General features: G+C 62.5%; 17 protein-coding genes. 15 read left to right on the top strand and 2 right to left on the bottom strand.

From position 1 onward, the window contains the following. Positions 1-39: 39 nt before the first annotated feature. Both J3P93_RS15295 and J3P93_RS15290 read right to left on the bottom strand, forming a co-directional pair. Positions 40-513 carry an LEA type 2 family protein gene (locus tag J3P93_RS15295; protein WP_434589219.1) on the bottom strand — a complete coding sequence of 158 codons (474 nt, stop codon included), beginning with the start codon at positions 511-513 and terminating at the stop codon, positions 40-42. Positions 514-578: 65 nt separating this feature from the next. Then, positions 579-2,045, bottom strand: coding sequence for a nucleobase:cation symporter-2 family protein (locus J3P93_RS15290; protein WP_434589217.1), 1,467 nt, complete (start codon positions 2,043-2,045; stop codon positions 579-581). Between the two features lie 222 nt (positions 2,046-2,267). On the opposite strand from J3P93_RS15290, the gene J3P93_RS15285 reads away from it, so the two are divergent. From J3P93_RS15285 to J3P93_RS15215, 15 genes are all read left to right on the top strand, one after another. After that, positions 2,268-2,984 carry a helix-turn-helix transcriptional regulator gene (locus tag J3P93_RS15285; protein WP_434589215.1) on the top strand — a complete coding sequence of 239 codons (717 nt, stop codon included), beginning with the start codon at positions 2,268-2,270 and terminating at the stop codon, positions 2,982-2,984. Positions 2,985-3,036: 52 nt separating this feature from the next. Further along, positions 3,037-3,378, top strand: coding sequence for a nuclear transport factor 2 family protein (locus tag J3P93_RS15280; RefSeq protein WP_434589213.1), 342 nt, complete (start codon positions 3,037-3,039; stop codon positions 3,376-3,378). A 22-nt stretch (positions 3,379-3,400) separates the two neighbouring features. Next, on the top strand, positions 3,401-4,516 hold the full coding sequence (gene zapE, locus J3P93_RS15275) for a cell division protein ZapE (RefSeq protein WP_434589211.1): 1,116 nt from the start codon (positions 3,401-3,403) through the stop codon (positions 4,514-4,516). Between the two features lie 18 nt (positions 4,517-4,534). Further along, the gene (locus J3P93_RS15270; RefSeq protein ID WP_434589209.1) at positions 4,535-5,119 is read left to right on the top strand and encodes a DinB family protein; all 585 of its coding nucleotides are present in this window, start codon (positions 4,535-4,537) and stop codon (positions 5,117-5,119) included. Positions 5,120-5,225: 106 nt separating this feature from the next. Further along, a complete protein-coding gene (locus J3P93_RS15265; RefSeq protein ID WP_434589207.1) occupies positions 5,226-5,723 on the top strand; it encodes a GNAT family N-acetyltransferase in 498 nt (165 codons plus the stop codon). 103 nt (positions 5,724-5,826) lie between these two features. Then, a complete protein-coding gene (gene lexA / locus J3P93_RS15260) occupies positions 5,827-6,444 on the top strand; it encodes a transcriptional repressor LexA (RefSeq protein ID WP_434589205.1) in 618 nt (205 codons plus the stop codon). After that, positions 6,444-7,061 carry a translesion DNA synthesis-associated protein ImuA gene (gene imuA / locus J3P93_RS15255; RefSeq protein ID WP_090283187.1) on the top strand — a complete coding sequence of 206 codons (618 nt, stop codon included), beginning with the start codon at positions 6,444-6,446 and terminating at the stop codon, positions 7,059-7,061. Before lexA ends, imuA begins: the two co-directional genes overlap by 1 nt. 7 nt (positions 7,062-7,068) lie before the next feature. Continuing rightward, positions 7,069-8,484, top strand: coding sequence for a Y-family DNA polymerase (locus J3P93_RS15250; RefSeq protein WP_434589203.1), 1,416 nt, complete (start codon positions 7,069-7,071; stop codon positions 8,482-8,484). Then, positions 8,481-11,558 (top strand): error-prone DNA polymerase, encoded by a 3,078-nt coding sequence (locus tag J3P93_RS15245; protein WP_434589201.1) that lies wholly within the window; start codon positions 8,481-8,483, stop codon positions 11,556-11,558. Before J3P93_RS15250 ends, J3P93_RS15245 begins: the two co-directional genes overlap by 4 nt. Before the next feature lie 288 nt (positions 11,559-11,846). Beyond that, positions 11,847-12,533 carry a CsgG/HfaB family protein gene (locus tag J3P93_RS15240; RefSeq protein ID WP_172833336.1) on the top strand — a complete coding sequence of 229 codons (687 nt, stop codon included), beginning with the start codon at positions 11,847-11,849 and terminating at the stop codon, positions 12,531-12,533. Between the two features lie 28 nt (positions 12,534-12,561). Beyond that, positions 12,562-12,930 carry a DUF4810 domain-containing protein gene (locus J3P93_RS15235; protein WP_434589199.1) on the top strand — a complete coding sequence of 123 codons (369 nt, stop codon included), beginning with the start codon at positions 12,562-12,564 and terminating at the stop codon, positions 12,928-12,930. After that, positions 12,927-13,586: a DUF799 domain-containing protein gene (locus J3P93_RS15230; protein WP_434589197.1), complete on the top strand. Its 660-nt coding sequence runs from the start codon at positions 12,927-12,929 to the stop codon at positions 13,584-13,586. The genes J3P93_RS15235 and J3P93_RS15230 overlap by 4 nt, the downstream gene beginning before the upstream one ends. Positions 13,587-13,816: 230 nt before the next feature. Beyond that, the gene (locus J3P93_RS15225; RefSeq protein WP_090283193.1) at positions 13,817-14,506 is read left to right on the top strand and encodes a GntR family transcriptional regulator; all 690 of its coding nucleotides are present in this window, start codon (positions 13,817-13,819) and stop codon (positions 14,504-14,506) included. 133 nt (positions 14,507-14,639) lie between these two features. Beyond that, the gene (locus J3P93_RS15220) at positions 14,640-16,751 is read left to right on the top strand and encodes an ATP-binding protein (protein ID WP_434589195.1); all 2,112 of its coding nucleotides are present in this window, start codon (positions 14,640-14,642) and stop codon (positions 16,749-16,751) included. A gap of 31 nt (positions 16,752-16,782) precedes the next feature. Next, positions 16,783-19,416: an excinuclease ABC subunit A gene (locus J3P93_RS15215; RefSeq protein WP_434589193.1), complete on the top strand. Its 2,634-nt coding sequence runs from the start codon at positions 16,783-16,785 to the stop codon at positions 19,414-19,416. Positions 19,417-19,480: the final 64 nt, after the last annotated feature.

Raw genomic sequence — 19,480 nt, 5'->3', positions numbered from 1 at the left:
CGTTGATAGCTCAAGGAATCGAGGCAGGCTAACGCATTTTTACCATGTAGCGGCACTCGTCCTGGGCAAACTCAACGTGCCGCTGTCGACAAAGCGCATCGTGCCGAACAGACCTCCGGCGAGTTTGCCGCGCAGGACATAGGGCAGGTTGTCGAGGGTTTGGGTCTGGCTCAGGCCCAGGGTCTGGCGCAGGACCGAAAATGCGGAGATGCTCACCGGTACGCTGACAATGGTTTCGGAAAAGCGCGGGATCGAGCCGCTTTGATCGCTCACACCGGAAGCCAGTGAATGGCCGTTGACGTCCAGATCGAGGGCGATGCCGTTGTAGTCGATGGCGGTTTCGTTGGGATTCTGCACGCGCAGTTTGATCGCAAAGCGCACTTCCAGATCCTGGCTCGGCAACGGTTCGAGGCCGACCACGTTGATGTTGACCGGATCTCGATTGGGGAACAGCGCACAGGCGCTCAGGGATAACAGCAGCAGCGACAGAATCAAGGCGTGGAGGCGGCGCATAAACGGTCTCTCGAAAAAAGGGCTGAACCGGCCTGTCGGTTCAGCCCTTTTTTCAAGGCCGGACGTCAGCGGTACTCTTGTGCGACAGTCGCCGTTGGGCCCGGTTCAGCTTTAGCCGGCACGTCCGGGTTTTCCATGACCTGAAGAATAGAAGCTTCCGGGTCGAAGTCGTCTTCTTCCAGCTCGATGAATTCCTCCGGCAGGAAGATATTCAGCACGATCGCGCACAGCGCGCCGACGGTGATTGGTGATTCGAAGATGTTGCGCAGCGCCTGCGGCAGTTCGCGCAATACTTCCGGGACCGCCGCGATGCCCAGGCCCATGCCCAGCGAAATCGCCACAATCAGCATATTGCGCCGATGCAGGCCGGCTTCGGCGAGGATCTTGATCCCGGCCACGGCAACGGTGCCGAACATCACCAGTTCGGCACCGCCGAGCACCGGTTTCGGCATTAATTGCAGCACGGCGCCGATCATCGGGAACAACCCGAGAATCACCAGTAACCCGGCAATGAAGAACGCGACATAGCGGCTGGCGACACCGGTGAGCTGAATCACCCCGTTGTTTTGCGCGAAGGTGACCATCGGCATGCTGTTGAACACTGCGGCCATGGCCGAATTGAGTCCGTCAGCGAGCAGGCCGGATTTGATCCGGCGAATGTATAGCGGCCCCTTGACCGGTTGCCTCGAGATCATCGAGTTGGCGGTCAGATCGCCGGCCGCTTCCAGTGGCGAAACGAGGAAAATCACCGCCACCGGCACGAACGCTACCCAGTCGAAATTGAAGCCGTACTTGAACGGCACCGGCACGCTGAACAGCGGCACGGCGGGCATCGCGGCGAAATCCACCGTGCCCATCAGCCACGCCACGACGTAGCCGAGGGTCAGGCTGATAACGATCGCGCCCAAACGCAGGAACGGTACGTCGACCCGGTTCAGCACAACGATGGTGCCGATCACCAGCGCCGCCAGGAACACATGGCTGGCCGCGCCCAGGTCGGCTGCGCCGAAGCCGCCGGCAATGTCGGTCATCGCCACTTTGATCAGCGACAGGCCCATCAGCGTAATGATCGTGCCAGTGACCACCGGGGTGATCAGCATGCGCAATTTGCCGATGAACTGGCTCAGCACCACCTCGATGAACGCGGCGAAAAAGCACACGCCGAAGATCGTCGAGAGGATTTCATCGGTGCCGCCACCGCGCGCCTTGACCATGAAGCCGGCGCTGAGAATCACGCTGATAAAGGAAAAGCTCGTGCCCTGAAGGCACAGCAAACCAGAACCGACCGGGCCGAAGCGCTTGGCCTGGACGAACGTGCCGAGCCCGGAGACAAACAGCGCCATGCTGATCAGGTAAGGGATTTCGCTTTGCAGGCCAAGGGCGCCGCCCATGATCAGCGTAGGCGTAATGATCCCGACGAAGCTCGCCAGTACGTGTTGCAGCGCGGCGAACACGGTGGCGGTCAGGTGCGGGCGGTCGTTGAGGCCGTAGATCAGGTCGTTGTTGCGCGGGGCGTTTTCAGAGGCGGTCATGGTGTTTTGCGCGCTGCGAGGCGGGGCCGGGTCAGAAAATGGAGGCGCAGGATGCCGCAAGCGGGCGGTGAGGGCAACGAGCAATAATTGCCCGAAAGGTCAGGTTCTGATCGTTCCCACGCAGGAGCGTGGGAACGATCTTGCTGCACCTCAAGCTCCTGCCATTTTCTGACGCCAGCCTCTGCTAATCTCCGACATCTTTCCAACCTGAGCCTGCCTATCGTGTCGCGTACCACCCGACTGTTGACCCTGCTGCAAGTGCTGCGCGGCAAAAAACGCCCGGTGACTGCCGCCACCCTGGCCGCCGAGCTGCAGGTGTCCGAGCGCACGCTCTACCGCGACATCGCCGAGCTGACCGCCCTTGGCGCGCCGATTCAGGGCGAGGCAGGGATCGGTTATGTGCTGCGCAACGGCCTGTTCCTGCCACCGCTGATGCTCAATGCCGACGAGACCGAAGCGATCGTTCTCGGTTTACGTTATGTCGATCAGCGTGGCGATGAAACATTGAGCAAAGCGGCGGCGGATGCCTTGGCCAAGATCGCCGCGGTGCTCGATCCGCAGGCTCAGGAAGCACTGCGCAATCCGACGGTGCTGCCGGGGCCGCCGGGCTACGGGTTCCCGCAGAACGCGGTGCCGTTGAACGTGTTTCGCCACGCGATCCGCGACCAGGCCAAACTGCACATTGATTACGCCGACGCGCAGCAGGTGCCGACTCAGCGGCTGATCTGGCCCTTGGCGCTGGGGTTTCTCAATGAGGTGCGGATCATTGTCGCGTGGTGTGAGTTACGCGGTGCCTATCGCACGTTCCGAACTGACCGGATCAGCGCTGCAAACCCACAGGGCGAGGCGTATCCGGGCCGGCGCAGCGACCTGCTGCGTATCTGGCGCAAGCAGATGCAACTGGACGAGGACGGCCGTTTCACTCCTGACAAAAACTGACACAACGCTGTTTTAGGATGGTCGCAGAACCACACAACAAGGAGCTGCCACCATGTCCCAACCCGCCTCAACACTGGCCCCGGCGATTGCTGCGTATATCGAGGCGGCCAATGCACGCGACACGTCGCAGGTCGCCAGTTTTTTCGCCGAGGATGCCAACGTGTTCGATGAAGGCCTGCATCAGGTCGGCCCGCAAGCCATCGCCCAATGGATGCGCGACACCGGGCAACGTTATCAGCCTCGTGTTGAAGTGCTCGACGTGCAGCAGCGCACCGGAAAAGTGCTGGTACAGGGACTGATCTCCGGCACATTTCCCGGCAGCCCGGCGCAGCTGCGCTACACGTTCCGGTTGAACGAGCAGGGGAAAATTACCCGGCTGGATATTTCCCTGTAGCCATCGTGGCATACTGCCGCGCATGACTTTCGATTCCCCCTTAAGCGCCTGGCAACACGCCGTTCAACACAACGGCTTCGTCCAGGATGAAGCCCAGGAACACGCGATCTGGGCCCTGCAAAAATGTCACGAAGCGCTGCACGCCGGTGCCCGTTCGGTCACCGGCGTTTATCTGTGGGGCCCGGTCGGGCGCGGCAAGACCTGGCTCATGGACCAGTTCTACCAGAGCCTGCGGGTGCCGGCGCGCCGGCAGCATTTTCATCACTTCATGGGCTGGGTGCATCAGCGCTCGTTCCAGTTGACCGGAATCGCCGATCCGCTGCGGGCGCTGGCCAAAGAACTCGCGGCAGAAGTCAAAGTGCTGTGTTTCGATGAGTTGTTCGTCAACGACATCGGCGACGCGATCATTCTCGGGCGGCTGTTTCAGGTGATGTTCGATGAGGGCGTGGTGATCGTCTGCACCTCCAACCTGCCGCCGGACGATCTCTACGCCGAGGGTTTCAACCGTGACCGTTTCGTCCCGGCGATTGCCGCGATCAAGGCGCATATGCGGGTGGTTGCGGTGAATGGTGCTGAGGATCATCGCCTGCATCCGGGGGCAGGCCTGCAACGTTACTTTGTGGCCACGTCATCGCTCAGTGCGCTGGACGACATCTTCCAGACCCTGGCCGCCGGTGAGCCGGCCACCGCTGAACCGGTGTCAGTCGGTCATCGCCAACTGAACGTGGTGCGGGCCAGTCAGTCGGTGTTGTGGTGTCGTTACGCCGACCTGTGCGAGCAACCGTTCGCCGCCATGGACTTCATCGCACTCTGTGATCGCTATCGGGCTATTCTGTTGAGCGACGTACCAAACCTCAGCGCGCGCAAACGCGAAGGGCGTATTGCCCGTGGCACGGAAGACGGCGCCGAGCGTGTAGTGGCGGGTGATCGAGAGCTGCCGCAGTTGTCCGTACACGACGACGGCGTGCGGCGGTTTATCGCTTTGGTCGACGAGTGCTACGACCGCAAGGTGCCGCTGTACATCGAGGCCGAAGTGCCGATGGCCGCGCTGTATACCGAGGGTTACCTGGAATTCCCGTTCCGCCGCACCCTGAGTCGTTTGCAAGAGATGCAGCTGCAGCGCTTTGCCGAAGCTTGAATGGAAGAGGGCGCCGACATGAGCCAACCGTTGTCCCATCATTTGCTGACCATGGCTTATCAGAATGCGTGGGCCAATCATCGTCTGGCCAAGGCCTGGAGCCAACTCGACGCGGCGGATCTTGCGGCGCCGAGGGTGAGTTTTTTCCCGAGTATTCGCCTGACGCTGAACCACATCCGGACGTGCGACTGGTTTTACGTCGATGCGCTGGAGCGCGAACTGCGCGGGGCTGAGCCGCATCCTGATTGCTATGTGTTCTTCAGTGCGGACGAGCCCTTCACCGACGCCGGGCAACTGCGCCAGGAACAGGCTCACGTCGACCGCAGGCTGATCGCTTATTGTGAGCAACTGCGCGATGCCGAGCTGAACCGGATCGTCACCATCGCCCGCGACATGCCCCAGCACGACAGTCGCCTGCGCTTGCTGTCGCACCTGTTCGAACATCAGATCCATCACCGCGGCCAGGTGCACGCGATGCTCAGCAATACTTCGGTGGAACCGCCACAGCTGGACGAATTCTTCTGCGCCGGCGAAAGCGCGTTGCGTGCCGCCGACTTCGCCGAGCTCGGCTGGACCGAGGAATTGATCTGGGGCCACGCCTGATCCGCGGATCTGCCGGTTGCTCACCGGTATCTGGCCGCGTTAAGGTCAGGCAGCCTTTCAGTGCGTACCTTGCGCGCCGGGGCTTTTTGTCTGTTCGGGGATGGAAATGGATTCCGCAGAAATTCTAGTACTTCAAGCCAGCTACACCAACCCAACGCACGCCGAAGCCATCGGCCTTGTGCTCAACCACTACGCAGAAGACCCCATGGGCGGCGGTCACTTGCTCGACCCGGACCTGCTGCGCCGGCTACCCGAAGAACTCGCCCGCCGCCCGCACGCCTTCAGCGTACTGGCCTTCGTCGGTGGCGAACCGGCGGGGCTGGTCAACTGCTTCGAAGGTTTCTCGACCTTCGCCTGCAAACCGCTGGTCAACGTCCACGATGTGGTGGTCGTGAGCCAGTTTCGCGGCTTGGGCCTGAGCCAGAAAATGTTGCAAAAGGTCGAAGAAATCTCGCGCCAGCGCGGCTGCTGCAAAATTACCCTCGAAGTGCTCGAAGGCAATGCCATCGCGCAGCAGTCGTACCGCAAGTTCGGCTTCGCGCCGGGCATGTTCGACCCGGATCACGGGCGCATGCTGTTCTGGATCAAGAATCTGCAGGCTTGAAGGCCGCTTACCTTATCTTTTCCTTCCAGGAGAGAGCCAGGGGTCAGGGGCTTAGGCCAACCTGACTGGCGGTGCTTGTCAGGTATTTCCTACAGGAGTACAAATGTACTCCATGACCCATCTCACTCCTCGCCGTACCGCCATCCTGACCTTTATCCGCGAACGTATCGCCGAACACGGTCAGTCCCCAAGCCTCGCTGAAATCAGCGAGGCTTTTGGTTTTGCCTCGCGCAGTGTGGCGCGCAAGCATGTGCTGGCGCTCACCGAAGCCGGTTTTATCGAGGTCAACCCGCATCAGGCCCGGGGCATCCGGCTGCTCGGACAACCGTCGCGTGCCGAAATGCTTGATGTCCCCGTACTTGGCCGGGTGGCCGCCGGTACGCCGATTGGCGCCGATGCCGATGTGCATGGGCGCTTGATGCTCGATCCCGCGCTGTTCTCCCGTACCCCCGATTACCTGCTGCGGGTGCAGGGTGATTCGATGATCGAGGATGGCATTCTCGACGGCGATCTGGTCGGTGTGCGGCGCAATCCGGAAGCGCTGAATGGGCAGATCGTGGTCGCGCGTCTCGATGGTGAAGTCACCATCAAACGCTTCGAACGGCTGGGCACTGAGGTGCGGCTGTTGCCGCGCAACCCGGCGTATCAGCCGATTGTTGTGCGTGACGATCAGGATCTGGCCATCGAAGGGGTGTTCTGCGGTCTGGTGAGGCAAGGCTGATGGGCGCCGTCGTTGCACTGGATACGCTGTTCAATGGCGGCCAGGTCTGGAAGGGCCGGCCTGCGCCACCGGCGGCCAGTCCACAGCCGACCGGGCATGCCGCACTCGATGCAGCGCTGCCCAGCGGTGGCTGGCCGGAAGGAGCATTGAGCGAAATCCTCCTGGCCGGCCCGGGTGTCGGTGAGCTGCAACTGGTCTGGCCGACGCTGGCGCGGCTGGCGGCGGCGGGTGAGCGCATCGTGCTGGTGGCGCCGCCGTTCGTGCCCTATCCGCAGGCGTGGGCCAGCGCCGGGGTCGACCTGCGGCAGTTGTCGGTGATTCAGGCCAGTGAACGCGATGCCTTGTGGGCGGCGGAACAATGCCTGCGTTCGGGCAGTTGTGGCGCAGTGCTGTGCTGGCCGCACAAGGCTGATGATCGTGCCTTGCGGCGTTTGCAGGTGGCCGCCGAATCCGGTCAGACCCTGGCCTTCGCCTGGCGACCGTTGAGCGAGGCGGTCAACCCGTCTCCAGCGGCGCTGCGGATTGCCATCGACGCCAAACCCGCTCAGTTGCGCATCCTCAAGTGCCGTGGCGGGTTGGCGCGCTCAGCGCCGATTGCCTTTGCCGTGGGGCACTGAGACCGTCATGCGCTGGGTATGCATTCTGTTTCCGCAATTGGCTCTGGACGCTGTACTGCGTCAGCGCCCCGATGCCGATGAGCCGTTGGTGCTGCTCAACGGCCCGGCCCAGCGCCGGGTATTGCAGGCGGTCAACCCGGCGGCCCGCAAGCTGGGTTTACGTGCAGGGCAATCGATGACCGCGGCCCAGGCCATGAGCAAAGGCTTTGCCACGGTTGATTACCAGGCCGCCGAAGTCGAGCGCTGGCAGCAGTTTCTCGCGGCGTGGGCCTATCGTTTCAGTGCACAGGTCAGCGTGAACTACCCACGTACGGTGGTGTTCGAGATCGAGTCGAGCCTGGGCCTGTTCGGCACCTGGGCGCAATTCGAAGCGCGGTTGCGCCAGGAACTGACCGATCTGGGCTTTCGCCATCGCATCGTCGCCGCCCCCAATCCAGTGGCTGCCCGCGTGTTGGCCAACGCCTACGATGGGCTGGTGGTGCCGGACGGCGAGGCCTTGCAACATCACCTGGGGCAATTGCCGGTCGACCGGGTCGGTCTCGAGCCGAGCGTGGCCACGGCACTTTCACGGATGGGCCTGCGCAATCTCAATCAAGTGCAAAGCCTGCCGCGTCAGGCGCTGGCGCGGCGCTTCGAAGCGTCGATGCTCAAACACCTCGATACGCTGTTCGGCGCCCGACCGTTGGCGCTGGAGTTCTACTTGCCACCCGATCGTTTCGATGTGCGCATCGAACTCAACTTCGACGTGCAATCGCATCAGGCACTGCTGTTCCCGTTGCGGCGTCTGACCGGCGATCTGTCGGCGTTCCTGTGCGGGCGCGACAGCGGCGTTCAGCGTTTCGATCTGCATCTGGAACACGCCGGCTTGCCGGACACGCTGATCAAGGTCGGCCTGCTCAGCGCCGAACGGGATCCGGCGATGCTTTTCGAACTGGCCCGGGGCCGGCTGGAACAGGTACAGGTCGAGGCGCCGGTGCGCGGCTTTCGCCTGCGTGCAGAAGATCTGCCGAGTTTCGTGCCGCAGTTTCAGGAGCTGTTCGACGACCGTCCGCAGCAGACCTTGCCGTGGGAGCAATTGCGCGAACGTCTGCGCGCACGGCTGGGCGACGATGCAGTGCAGGGTTTGCGCTTCCAGGCCGATCATCGTCCCGAGTGCGCCTGGCAATTTGGTGTCGACAAACAACCGTGTGCCGGCCTGCCGAGCGTGCAGCGTCCGGGCTGGCTACTCACTGAACCGCAGAGTGTGCCGGAAGGTTCGGCGCGGATTCTCATGGGCCCGGAGCGCATTGAATCCGGCTGGTGGGACGGCGATGATGTGCGCCGCGATTATTACCTGATCCAGAACCGCGCCGGCCAGCAAGGCTGGGCCTGGCGGGCGGTGGGTGAGGGCGGCCCGTTGTGGCTGCAGGGCTGGTTTGCATGAGCAGCGGTTACGCTGAACTGCATTGCCTGTCGAATTTCAGTTTCCAGCGCGGTGCGTCCAGTGCGTTGGAATTGTTTCAACGAGCGAAAAAGCACGGCTATCAGGCCTTGGCGATCACCGACGAATGCACCCTGGCCGGGATCGTGCGCGCATGGCAAGCGGCAAAGTCGGTTGAGTTGCCGCTGATCATCGGCAGCGAAGTGCGCGTTGAAAACGGCCCGAAGCTGGTGCTGCTGGTGGAGAACCTGGCCGGTTATCAGGCGCTGTGCGGCTTGATCACCCGCGCCCGGCGGCGTACGCAGAAAGGCCAGTATCAAGTCCTGCGCGAAGATCTAGACGACGCGTTGTCGGGGCTGCTGGTGTTGTGGGTGCCGGATTCTGTCACTGAGGTGCAAGAAGGGCGCTGGCTGAAACAGACGTTCGGCGACAGGCTGTGGCTGGCCGTGCAATTGCACCGAGGCCAGGACGATCGACAGCGTCTGGCGGCACTGCTGAATCTGGCCGCCGAGTTGCAGGTTCCAGCCGTAGCCAGTGGTGATGTGCACATGCACGCTCGTGGCCGCCGTGCCCTGCAGGACACCATGACCGCGATCCGTCATCACTTGCCGGTGGCCGAGGCCGGCCTGCGCTTGCACCCCAATGGCGAGCGGCACTTGCGCAGTGTCGAGGTGTTGCGTGAACTGTATCCGCAGGCGTTGCTCGATGAGTCGGTCGCCCTCGCTCGGCGTTGCACTTTTGATCTGAGCGAATTGCGCTATCAATATCCAAAGGAACTGGTGCCTGAGGGCCACAGCGCCACTTCCTGGTTGCGCCAGTTGACCAAGAAGGGCATCGCCTGGCGCTGGAAAAAAGGCGCACCCTTCAAGGTGCTACGGCAGATCAACAAGGAACTGCAACTGATCGCCGAACTCGGCTACGAAAGCTACTTCCTCACCGTACACGACGTGGTGCGTTTCGCTCGCGAGCAACAGATTCTTTGTCAGGGTCGTGGTTCGGCAGCCAACTCGGCGGTGTGCTTTGCCTTGGGCATCACCGAAATCGACCCGGAGCGCACCACATTGCTGTTCGAACGCTTCATGTCCAGGGAGCGCAACGAACCGCCGGACATCGACGTCGATTTCGAGCACGAGCGTCGCGAAGAAGTCCTGCAATATGTCTTCCGTCGATATGGCCGTGGTCGTGCAGCGTTGACCGCGGTGGTCAGCAGTTACCACGCCGCCGGTGCCGTGCGGGACGTGGCAAAAGCCTTGGGCCTGCCGCCGGATCAGATCAATGCGCTGGCCGATTGCTGCGGCCACTGGAGCGACGAAACTCCGCCGCTGGAACGCTTGCGCGAAAACGGTTTCGACCCCGAAAGCCCGCTGCTGCGACGGGTCTTGAGCCTGACCGGGCAGTTGATCGGCTTCCCCCGGCACCTGTCGCAACACCCCGGCGGCTTCGTGATTTCCGAGCAACCGCTGGACACCCTGGTGCCGGTCGAGAACGCGGCCATGGCCGAGCGCACGATCATTCAATGGGACAAGGACGACCTCGATGCGGTTGGCCTGCTCAAGGTGGATATCCTGGCACTCGGCATGCTCAGCGCGATCCGCCGCTGTTTCGATCTGCTGCGCCGCCATCGCCAGCGCGATCTGAGCCTGGCGACGATTCCTCCCGAAGACAAGCCGACCTACGACATGATCAGCCGCGCGGACACCATCGGCGTGTTCCAGATCGAGTCGCGGGCACAGATGTCGATGCTGCCGCGCCTGCGTCCGCAAAAATTCTACGACCTGGTGATTCAGGTGGCGATTGTCCGGCCGGGGCCAATTCAGGGCGGGATGGTTCACCCGTATCTGCGTCGGCGTAATAAAGAAGAAAAAGAAACCTATCCTTCGCCAGAGCTGGAAGTGGTGCTCAAGCGCACCCTCGGCGTGCCGCTGTTTCAGGAACAGGTGATGCAGATCGCCATTGTGGCCGCCGACTACAGCCCCGGCGAGGCCGACCAGTTGCGTCGCTCCATGGCTGCGTGGAAACGTCACGGCGGCCTGGAACCGCACAAGGAGCGCCTTGCTGCCGGTATGAAAAAAAACGGCTACACGCCGGAATTCGCTGCGCAGATCTTCGAACAGATCAAAGGATTCGGCAGCTACGGTTTCCCCGAGTCCCATGCCGCCAGTTTCGCTTTGCTGACCTACGCCAGTTGCTGGCTCAAGTGCCACGAACCGGCAGCGTTTGCCTGCGCGCTGATCAATAGCTGGCCGATGGGCTTCTACAGTCCCGACCAGATTCTGCAGGATGCGCGCCGTCATCAATTGCAGATTCGCCCGGTCGACGTACGTGCCAGCGATTGGGATTGCAGTCTGGAAACCACCACCGGGCCACAACCAGCGATTCGCATGGGCTTGCGCATGATCAAGGGCTTTCGCGAGGACGACGCCCGGCGCATTGAAGCGGCGCGGGTGCGCGGGGCGTTTGCCGACGTCGCCGACCTGGGCGAGCGTGCGGCGATCGACAGCCGCGCGCAAGCCTTGCTTGCCGATTCCGGGGCCTTGCGTGGGCTGGCCGGGCATCGGCATCGGGCGCGCTGGGAAGTGGCGGGGGTGCAGAAGCAGTTGGGGCTGTTTGCTGGATTGCCCAGTCAGGAAGAGCCGGAAGTGCTGCTGCCCAAACCCAGTGTTGGCGAGGATCTGCACGCCGACTACGCGACCGTCGGCACCACCTTGGGCCCGCACCCGCTGGCACTGTTGCGCGGTGAGTTGCGGGCCCTGCGCTGTCGCAGCTCGCGGGAATTGCTCGATGTCGAACATGGCCGGCCGGTGAGCATGGCCGGGCTGGTGACTGGGCGTCAACGACCGAGTACGGCCAGTGGGGTGACTTTCGTCACGCTGGAAGACGAGTTCGGCAACGTCAATGTAGTGGTCTGGCGCGACCTCGCCGAGCGCCAGCGGCAAGTACTGGTCGGCTCGCAACTGCTCAGGGTCGATGGCCGCTGGGAACGCGAGGGCGAAGTGCGGCACCTGATCGCCGGACGCCTGAGCGACCTGAGTCCGCTGCTCAATGGCATACGCGTGCAGAGCCGGGATTTCCACTGACCAACCATCCCCTGGGCCGCTCGTTCCCACGCTCCGCGTGGTAACGCCTCCGGTGACGCTCTGCGTCACAGTGGACGCGGAGCGTGCATGGCTGCATTCCCACGCAGAGCGTGGGAACGATCAGCACAAAACCTGTTTGAGTGAGCCTGAATCCACAGCCTGTTTATTGACGTCAAAAAAATCTGTCACGAATGATGGCACTTTGTCATAATGCCGGCCCTTTTCCGCTGCCCAGCGCTTTGCCGTGCCGGGACACCCCGTTTTTCAAGAAGGAAATACTCAGTGAGAATGATCTCCCGGATGTTGGTCTCAGGCGTTGCGATCGCCGTGCTCGGCACGCTGGCCACCACGCTGTCCGGCTGCGCCACGGAAAGCTCCCGCGCGCTGCCGGTGGCCAAGGTCGAAAGCGCCACTCAGGTCTGGACCGGTGTTCGCGTGCCGATGGCCGTGGGCAAATTCGATAACCGCTCCAGCTACATGCGCGGCATTTTCTCCGACGGCGTCGACCGTCTCGGCGGCCAGGCCAAGACCATCCTCATCACTCACTTGCAGCAGACCAACCGCTTCAGCGTGCTGGACCGCGACAACATGGGCGAAATCCAGCAGGAAGCCACCATCAAGGGCCAGGCTCAGCGCTTGAAAGGCGCTGATTACGTGGTCACCGGTGACGTCACCGAGTTCGGCCGCAAAGAAACCGGCGACCACCAGTTGTTCGGCATTCTCGGTCGCGGCAAGACCCAGGTCGCCTACGCCAAGGTCAACCTGAACATCGTCAATATCAGCACGTCGGAAGTGGTCTATTCGACCCAGGGCGCCGGCGAGTACGCCTTGTCCAACCGCGAAATCATCGGCTTCGGTGGCACCGCTGCCTACGACTCCACCCTCAACGGCAAAGTCCTGGATCTGGCCATGCGCGAGGCGATCAATCGTCTGGTCGATGGCATGAACGCCGGTGCCTGGAAACCGGGCAACTGATCGACGCCCATTGCAAGGAGCAACACCCATGAAACTGAATCTGTCGCGCCCGCTGCTGGCGCTGACTCTGGCCGCCAGTACGCTGCTGGCCGGTTGTGCCGGTCCGAAAACCCTGTACCAGTGGGAAGGCTACGAGCCGCAGGTCTACGAATACTTCAAAGGCGAAGAGCCGAAAGAAGCACAGGCCGAAGCACTGGAACGTGACCTGCAGAAAATCCGCTCGACCGGCAAAGCCGTACCGCCGGGCTACCACGCGCACCTGGGCCTGCTCTATCTGAGCATGGGCAAGGACGATCAGATGGTGCAGCAGTTCAACACCGAAAAAACATTGTTTCCCGAGTCCGGCACGTACATGGACTTTCTGCTTAAAAACGCCAAGGCCGGAGTCACCCAATGATCTCGCGTACCTGCAAATGGCTGATCGCCGGTCTGGCCCTGACCGTGCTGGGTGGCTGCGTCGCGCCGAAAACCGTGGATTACTCGGCCTACAAACAGGCGCGCCCGAAAACCATTCTGGTGCTGCCGCCGCTCAATACCTCGCCGGACGTGAAGGCTTCCTACAGCCTGCTGTCGCAAGTGACGTTCCCGCTGGCCGAGGCCGGTTACTACGTCCTGCCGATTGCGCTGGTCGATGAAACCTTCCGCCAGAACGGCATGACCACGCCTGATGACATCCATCAGGCACCGCCAAACAAACTGAAGGAAATCTTCGGGGCGGACGCGGCGCTGTACATCACCGTGAGCGAATACGGCACTCGCTACATGGTAATCAGCAGCGAGACTGCGGTGACCGCGACGGCGAAACTGGTCGACCTGAAAAGCGGCACGACGCTGTGGACCGGTACGGCGCGCGCGTCGAGCGAAGAGGGCGGCAACAACGGTGGCGGCGGTCTGATCGGCATGCTGATCACTGCCGCCGTAAAGCAGATCATCAACAGCTCCACCGACGCCGGCTACCCGATTGCCGGTGTCGCGAGCAATCGTCTGCTCTCCGCCGGCCACCCGGCAGGCCTGCTGTACGGCCCGCGCTCGCCGAAGTACGGCACCGACTGAACCTCTACCGGTGATCGTTCCCACGCTCTGCGTGGGAATGCCGCCATGGACGCTCTGCGTCCACTGTGACGCGGAGCGTCACGGGATGCATTCCCACGCGGAGCGAGGGAACGATCAACACCAGCTGCCGCTACCAGCCAAGCCGCTATCTCCCCATCGAAACCCCTGTATCCTGACGCCAAAGTCGATATTCTGCGCCTCGGGCCAATCGACGCCAAAGGAGTGTTCGTATGACCGACAAGAAACCGGAGACCACGGTCGACCGCGTCTATCAAGGGGTTTACCAGGCGATCAGCAAGCGTTCGCTGCGTCCGGGGATGAAACTGGGCGAGGCCTCGCTGGCCGAGCTGTTCAATGTCAGCCGCACCTCGGTGCGCGCGGCGCTCAAGCAATTGGAAGCCGAAGGGCTGGTCACCACCGAGCCCAACAAGGGCGCATCGGTGTCATTGCCGAGCAACGAAGAGCTGCGTTCGCTGTTCGAAACCCGCCGTCTGATCGAGATCGGCATCGTCACCGAACTGTGCCGGCGCAAAGACCCGGCGGCGATGCAGGACCTGCGTGCGCACCTGCTGCTCGAAGACGAAGCCCACGCGGCGGGCGATCACGAACGGCTGATTTACCTGCTCGGTGAATTCCACCTCAAACTGGCGCGCAGCCTGAATAATCCTGTCCTGCTCGACTGGTTCCAGAAACTGATCTCCCGCGCCTCGCTGTACGCTGCCGCGCTGGATGACGACAGCCATGAAGTCTGCCGTGACGACGAACACTTGCGTCTGATCGAGCATATCGAGGCCGGCAACCAGAGCGCTGCCATTGAACTGACCTGCACCCATTTGAACGGTATCGAGAAGGCCATTCTCGACGTCGCCGCGAAAATGAAAACCGGCTACCACCCGCTCAAGCACTTGATCGGCGTCTAGTCGGCTGCACGCCAGCAAATCGGCTAATCTCTGATGAAACCAATACGACCGAAGACGCTCGAAACTCACGAGCGTCGCGTCGTTCCGGCGTCGCGACAGATCGGGCATTCACCACAGGACACCGAGTCAATCGATGCAGTTTTTATCCGATAGCTACGGTTGTGACGGCTGGAAAGGCGAAATGGCCGAGCGTATTCGGGCGTTCGACTGGAGCCACACCGAGCTGGGCCCGTTGCATAGCTGGCCGGCCAGCCTGTGCAGCGCGGTACAACTGATGCTGGCCTCGCCGCTGCCAATGGTGATGCTTTGGGGCCGTGCCGGTTACATGGTTTACAACGACGCCTATTCGCAATTCGCCGGCGGCCGCCATCCTTACCTGCTTGGCGCGCCCGTCGAGTTGGGCTGGCCAGAAGTCGCCGAATTCAATCGCAACGTGGTCGACACCTGCCTGGCGGGCGGCACGCTGTCCTATCGCAATAAACTCCTGGTGCTGTTGCGCGACCGCGTCCCGGAAGACGTCTGGCTTGATCTCTATTACAGCCCGGTGGCCAATGATGACGGCGCGCCCGCCGGCGTCATGGCGATGGTGGTGGAAACCACCGAGCTGGTGATCTCCGAGCGCCTGCGTCAGGAAGCGGAGAACGCCTACCGCGCCGATAACGAGCGAGTGCGGCTGGCGCTGAATGCAGGGGCATTGCTCGGCTCGTTTGTCTGGGACATCAAAAACAACCGACTGTCGGCGGATGAGCGCTTCACCCGGACCTTCTCCTATCCACCGGACCGGGACCTGAGCAATCTGTCGCAGGCTGTCGCCGACTCGCGCATTCATCCCGATGACCTCGCCTGGGTACGGGAACGTGTCGCTCATTCGGTGCACACCGGTGAGCCATACAACGCCGAATACCGGGTGTTGCGCAGCGATGGCAGTTACCTGTGGGTGCTGGCCAGCGGTGCTTGCGAGTTCGACGAAGACGGCGCGCCGCTGCGCTTCCCGGGTGTGCTGATCGACATTCATGAACGCAAGAACGCTGAAGAATCCCTGCTCAGGTTCACGCGCAATCTGGAACAGCGTGTGGCCGAAGAGGTCGAGGCGCGGCTTGCGGCTGAAGAGCAGTTGCGCCAGTCGCAGAAGCTCGAATCGATCGGCGGACTGACTGGCGGCGTCGCTCACGATTTCAACAATCTGCTGCAAGTGATCGCGGGCAACCTGCATCTGCTCGCGCGGCATGAACCGAACAATGCCAATGTGCAGCGCCGCGTCGGTGCTTCGCTGGCAGCGGTCGAGCGCGGCGCCAAGCTGTCTTCGCAACTGCTCGCGTTTGCCCGGCGCCAGCCGTTGTCGCCGGCGGTATGCAACCCGCAGCAGATCTTCGAAGGCGTCGGCGAATTGCTTCAGCGCGCCCTCGGCGAAACTATCCAGATCGACGTGCAATTGCCGCCAGCACCGTGGCATGTCTACGTCGACCGCAACCAGCTGGAAAACGCCATTCTCAACCTGGCGATCAACGCCCGCGATGCCATGCAAGGCGAGGGCGTGATCGGCCTCAGCGCCTCCAACGTGCAGCTCGACAGCGCGTTCTGTGCCGGTAAAGGCATCAGTCCCGGCGACTTCGTGCGGGTCGCGGTCAGCGACAGCGGCGCCGGTATCCCGCCGGACATTCTCGAGCAAGTGTTCGAGCCGTTTTTCACCACCAAGGCCGATGGTCAGGGTACCGGGCTTGGCTTGAGCATGGTCTTCGGTTTCGTCAAGCAGAGCGGCGGCCATGTCGAAATCGACAGCCGCATCGGCGAGGGCACGCGGGTGCAGTTGTATTTCCCGCGCAGTCTGCGTCCGGTCCTCGACGAATCGCCGAATCTGCAACGCCAGCAAAGTGGCGGCAACGAGACGATTCTGGTGGTCGAGGACAACGATGCCGTGCGCGCTTCGGCGGTCGAGTTACTGCGCGAGGAAGGTTATCGCGTGGTCACCGCCGGCAATGGCGACGTGGCGATGCAGACACTGCTTGAAGGCACTGAAGTCGATCTGATTTTCACTGATGTGGTCATGCCGGGATTGATCAAGAGCTCGGATCTGTTCGCCTGGGCCAAGGTGCAGACGCCGCCGGTGGCGGTGCTGTTCACGTCCGGACATACCCGCGACATCATTTCGCGCAATCACCAGCTCAGCCCCGACACCCACCTGCTCGGCAAGCCGTACAGTCCGCAAGCGCTGCTGCAAACGATTCGCGCGGTACTCAGCAGTTGAGCGCTGAACACCCCTTCACCAAGGCAGGCCGATGACTTCCAAACGCAGCTCCAAAGCCCCCGCCGGCATGGTCCGGGTTCGTGGCGCCCGCGAACACAACCTGAAAAACGTTGACGTCGACATTCCGCGCGACGCCTTGGTGGTGTTCACCGGAGTCTCCGGTTCGGGCAAATCATCACTGGCCTTTTCGACCCTGTACGCTGAGGCGCAGCGGCGCTATTTCGAATCGGTGGCGCCTTACGCTCGGCGCCTGATCGATCAGGTCGGTGTGCCGGATGTCGATTCCATCGAAGGCCTGCCGCCCGCCGTCGCGTTGCAGCAACAGCGCGGTACGCCGAGTACGCGTTCATCGGTGGGCAGCGTGACCACGCTATCGAGCCTGATCCGCATGCTCTATTCGCGCGCCGGCAGTTATCCGCCGGGGCAACCGATGTTGTACGCCGAGGATTTTTCGCCGAATACCCCGCAAGGCGCCTGCCCGGAATGTCATGGGTTGGGGCGGGTTTATGAGGTCACCGAGGCGCTGATGGTGCCGGATCCGAACCTGACCATCCGCCAGCGCGCCGTGGCGTCCTGGCCGCTGGCGTGGCAGGGGCAGAACCTGCGCGACATCCTGGTCACCATGGGTATAGACGTCGACATTCCATGGAAGAAACTGCCGAAAAAGCAGCGCGACTGGATTCTCTTCACCGAAGAAACCCCGACCGTGCCGGTGTACGCCGGGCTGACCCCGGAAGAAACCCGCGTCGCCCTCAAACGCAAGCTGGATCCGAGTTACCAGGGCACATTTACCGGCGCCCGTCGCTACATCCTGCACACGTTTACCCACTCGCAAAGTGCGCTGATGAAAAAGCGCGTTTCGCAGTTCATGCTCGGCAGCCCGTGCCCGCTGTGTGAGGGCAAGCGCCTGAAGCGTGAGGCGTTGTCGGTGACGTTTGCCGGGCATGACATCGGTGCGCTGTCGCAGATGCCGCTGCTGCAAGTGGCTGAGGTGTTGCGCCCAGTCGCTGCGGCGGATTATCTCGAGCAGGCTGAAGAAAGCAGCGCAACCCTTAGCCACGCGCAAACCCGCGAGGCCCGCCAGCAGCGTGTGGCCCACGGCGCCAGCGGTCACGCCAGCGCGCCGGATGTGCGGCACACGCCGAACCTGTCGCTGGAAAAGCGCATTGCCGCACAGCGCATCGCCGAGGATCTGCTGGAGCGGGTCAGCACCCTGACTGATCTGGGCCTCGGTTATCTGGCGCTCGAGCGCAGCACGCCGACGCTGTCGTCCGGCGAGTTGCAGCGCTTGCGCCTGGCGACGCAATTGGGCTCGCAGCTGTTCGGCGTGATCTACGTGCTCGACGAGCCGTCCGCCGGCTTGCATCCGGCCGATGGCGAGGCGTTGTTCGAGGCCTTGCAGCGATTGAAGGCGGACGGCAACACGCTGTTCGTGGTCGAGCATGATGTCGAGACCATGCGCCGCGCCGACTGGCTGATTGACGTCGGCCCGGCTGCGGGCGAGAAGGGCGGTGAGGTGTTGTACAGCGGCCCGCCGGCCGGTCTGGCCGAGGTCGGGTTGTCGCAGACCCGACCCTATCTGTTCGGCGAAGCGCAGCGTCCGCCACGCACGGCGCGTAAGCCTACGGCGTGGCTGAAGCTTGCGGGCATCACGCGCAATAATTTGAACAACCTCAGTGCCGAATTTCCCTTGGGCTGTTTCACCTCGGTGACCGGTGTGTCGGGCTCCGGCAAGTCGAGCCTGGTCAGTCAGGCCTTGCTCGAGCTGGTCGGTGCGCAACTGGGCCGGCCGACGGTTGAGGCCGAACCGGAAGAACTCAGCCTCGAAGACGATGCACCGCAGGTCAGCGGTGGCCAGGTCACGGCGGGGCTGGAATCGATCAAGCGTCTGGTGCAGGTCGACCAGAAGCCGATTGGTCGCACGCCACGCTCCAACCTGGCGACCTATACCGGGCTGTTCGATAACGTACGCAAACTGTTTGCCGCCACCGATGCGGCGCGCGCCGAAGGTTACGCCGCCGGGCAGTTTTCCTTCAACGTCGCCAAAGGCCGCTGCGCCACCTGCGAAGGTGAGGGGTTTGTCAGTGTCGAGTTGTTGTTCATGCCCAGCGTCTACGCACCGTGCCCGACCTGTCATGGCGCGCGCTATAACCCGCAGACCCTGGCGATTGTCTGGCAAGGCTTGAGCATCGCTCAGGTGTTGCAATTGACCGTCGATGAGGCAGTCACGGTGTTTGCCGAGCAACCGGCCATTCGCCGCTCGCTGGAAGTGCTGCGTGACATTGGCCTCGGCTACCTGCGCCTCGGGCAGCCGGCCACCGAGCTGTCCGGTGGTGAGGCGCAGCGCATCAAACTCGCCACCGAATTGCAGCGCAACCAGCGCGGCGCGACCTTGTATGTGCTCGACGAACCGACCACCGGATTGCACCCGCGCGATGTCGATCGGTTGCTCGAGCAACTGGATACGCTGGTGACCGCAGGGCACACGGTGATCGTCGTCGAGCATGAAATGCGCGTGGTCGCGCAAAGCGACTGGGTGATCGACATCGGCCCGGGAGCGGGGGATCAGGGCGGCAGAATCGTCGCCGCCGGCACACCGCAAAAAATCGCCGCCAGCAAGAGAAGCAAGACTGCACCGTTTCTCGCCCAGGCTTTGGGCCGATAGCTCCATGGCCGCGGCCGGCCCCATCGCCAGCAGGCTGGCTCCCACAATGGATCTCGGTTCGGCA

This window comes from Pseudomonas sp. R3-57 (assembly GCF_051132065.1).
In the GTDB taxonomy this organism is placed as follows: domain Bacteria; phylum Pseudomonadota; class Gammaproteobacteria; order Pseudomonadales; family Pseudomonadaceae; genus Aquipseudomonas.
Note: the sequence above shows the minus strand (reverse complement) of the source record. Positions and strands in the feature narration are given on the sequence as shown.

Excerpts from the sequence above, each read along its gene's own strand:
- J3P93_RS15295 (WP_434589219.1), bottom strand. The coding sequence starts at position 513 with ATGCGCCGCCTCCACGCCTTGATTCTGTCGCTGCTGCTGTTATCCCTG.
- J3P93_RS15290 (WP_434589217.1), bottom strand. The coding sequence starts at position 2,045 with ATGACCGCCTCTGAAAACGCCCCGCGCAACAACGACCTGATCTACGGC.
- J3P93_RS15280 (WP_434589213.1), top strand. The coding sequence starts at position 3,037 with ATGTCCCAACCCGCCTCAACACTGGCCCCGGCGATTGCTGCGTATATC.
- zapE (WP_434589211.1), top strand. The coding sequence starts at position 3,401 with ATGACTTTCGATTCCCCCTTAAGCGCCTGGCAACACGCCGTTCAACAC.
- J3P93_RS15270 (WP_434589209.1), top strand. The coding sequence starts at position 4,535 with ATGAGCCAACCGTTGTCCCATCATTTGCTGACCATGGCTTATCAGAAT.
- J3P93_RS15265 (WP_434589207.1), top strand. The coding sequence starts at position 5,226 with ATGGATTCCGCAGAAATTCTAGTACTTCAAGCCAGCTACACCAACCCA.
- lexA (WP_434589205.1), top strand. The coding sequence starts at position 5,827 with ATGTACTCCATGACCCATCTCACTCCTCGCCGTACCGCCATCCTGACC.
- imuA (WP_090283187.1), top strand. The coding sequence starts at position 6,444 with ATGGGCGCCGTCGTTGCACTGGATACGCTGTTCAATGGCGGCCAGGTC.
- J3P93_RS15250 (WP_434589203.1), top strand. The coding sequence starts at position 7,069 with ATGCGCTGGGTATGCATTCTGTTTCCGCAATTGGCTCTGGACGCTGTA.
- J3P93_RS15245 (WP_434589201.1), top strand. The coding sequence starts at position 8,481 with ATGAGCAGCGGTTACGCTGAACTGCATTGCCTGTCGAATTTCAGTTTC.
- J3P93_RS15240 (WP_172833336.1), top strand. The coding sequence starts at position 11,847 with ATGATCTCCCGGATGTTGGTCTCAGGCGTTGCGATCGCCGTGCTCGGC.
- J3P93_RS15235 (WP_434589199.1), top strand. The coding sequence starts at position 12,562 with ATGAAACTGAATCTGTCGCGCCCGCTGCTGGCGCTGACTCTGGCCGCC.
- J3P93_RS15230 (WP_434589197.1), top strand. The coding sequence starts at position 12,927 with ATGATCTCGCGTACCTGCAAATGGCTGATCGCCGGTCTGGCCCTGACC.
- J3P93_RS15225 (WP_090283193.1), top strand. The coding sequence starts at position 13,817 with ATGACCGACAAGAAACCGGAGACCACGGTCGACCGCGTCTATCAAGGG.
- J3P93_RS15220 (WP_434589195.1), top strand. The coding sequence starts at position 14,640 with ATGCAGTTTTTATCCGATAGCTACGGTTGTGACGGCTGGAAAGGCGAA.
- J3P93_RS15215 (WP_434589193.1), top strand. The coding sequence starts at position 16,783 with ATGACTTCCAAACGCAGCTCCAAAGCCCCCGCCGGCATGGTCCGGGTT.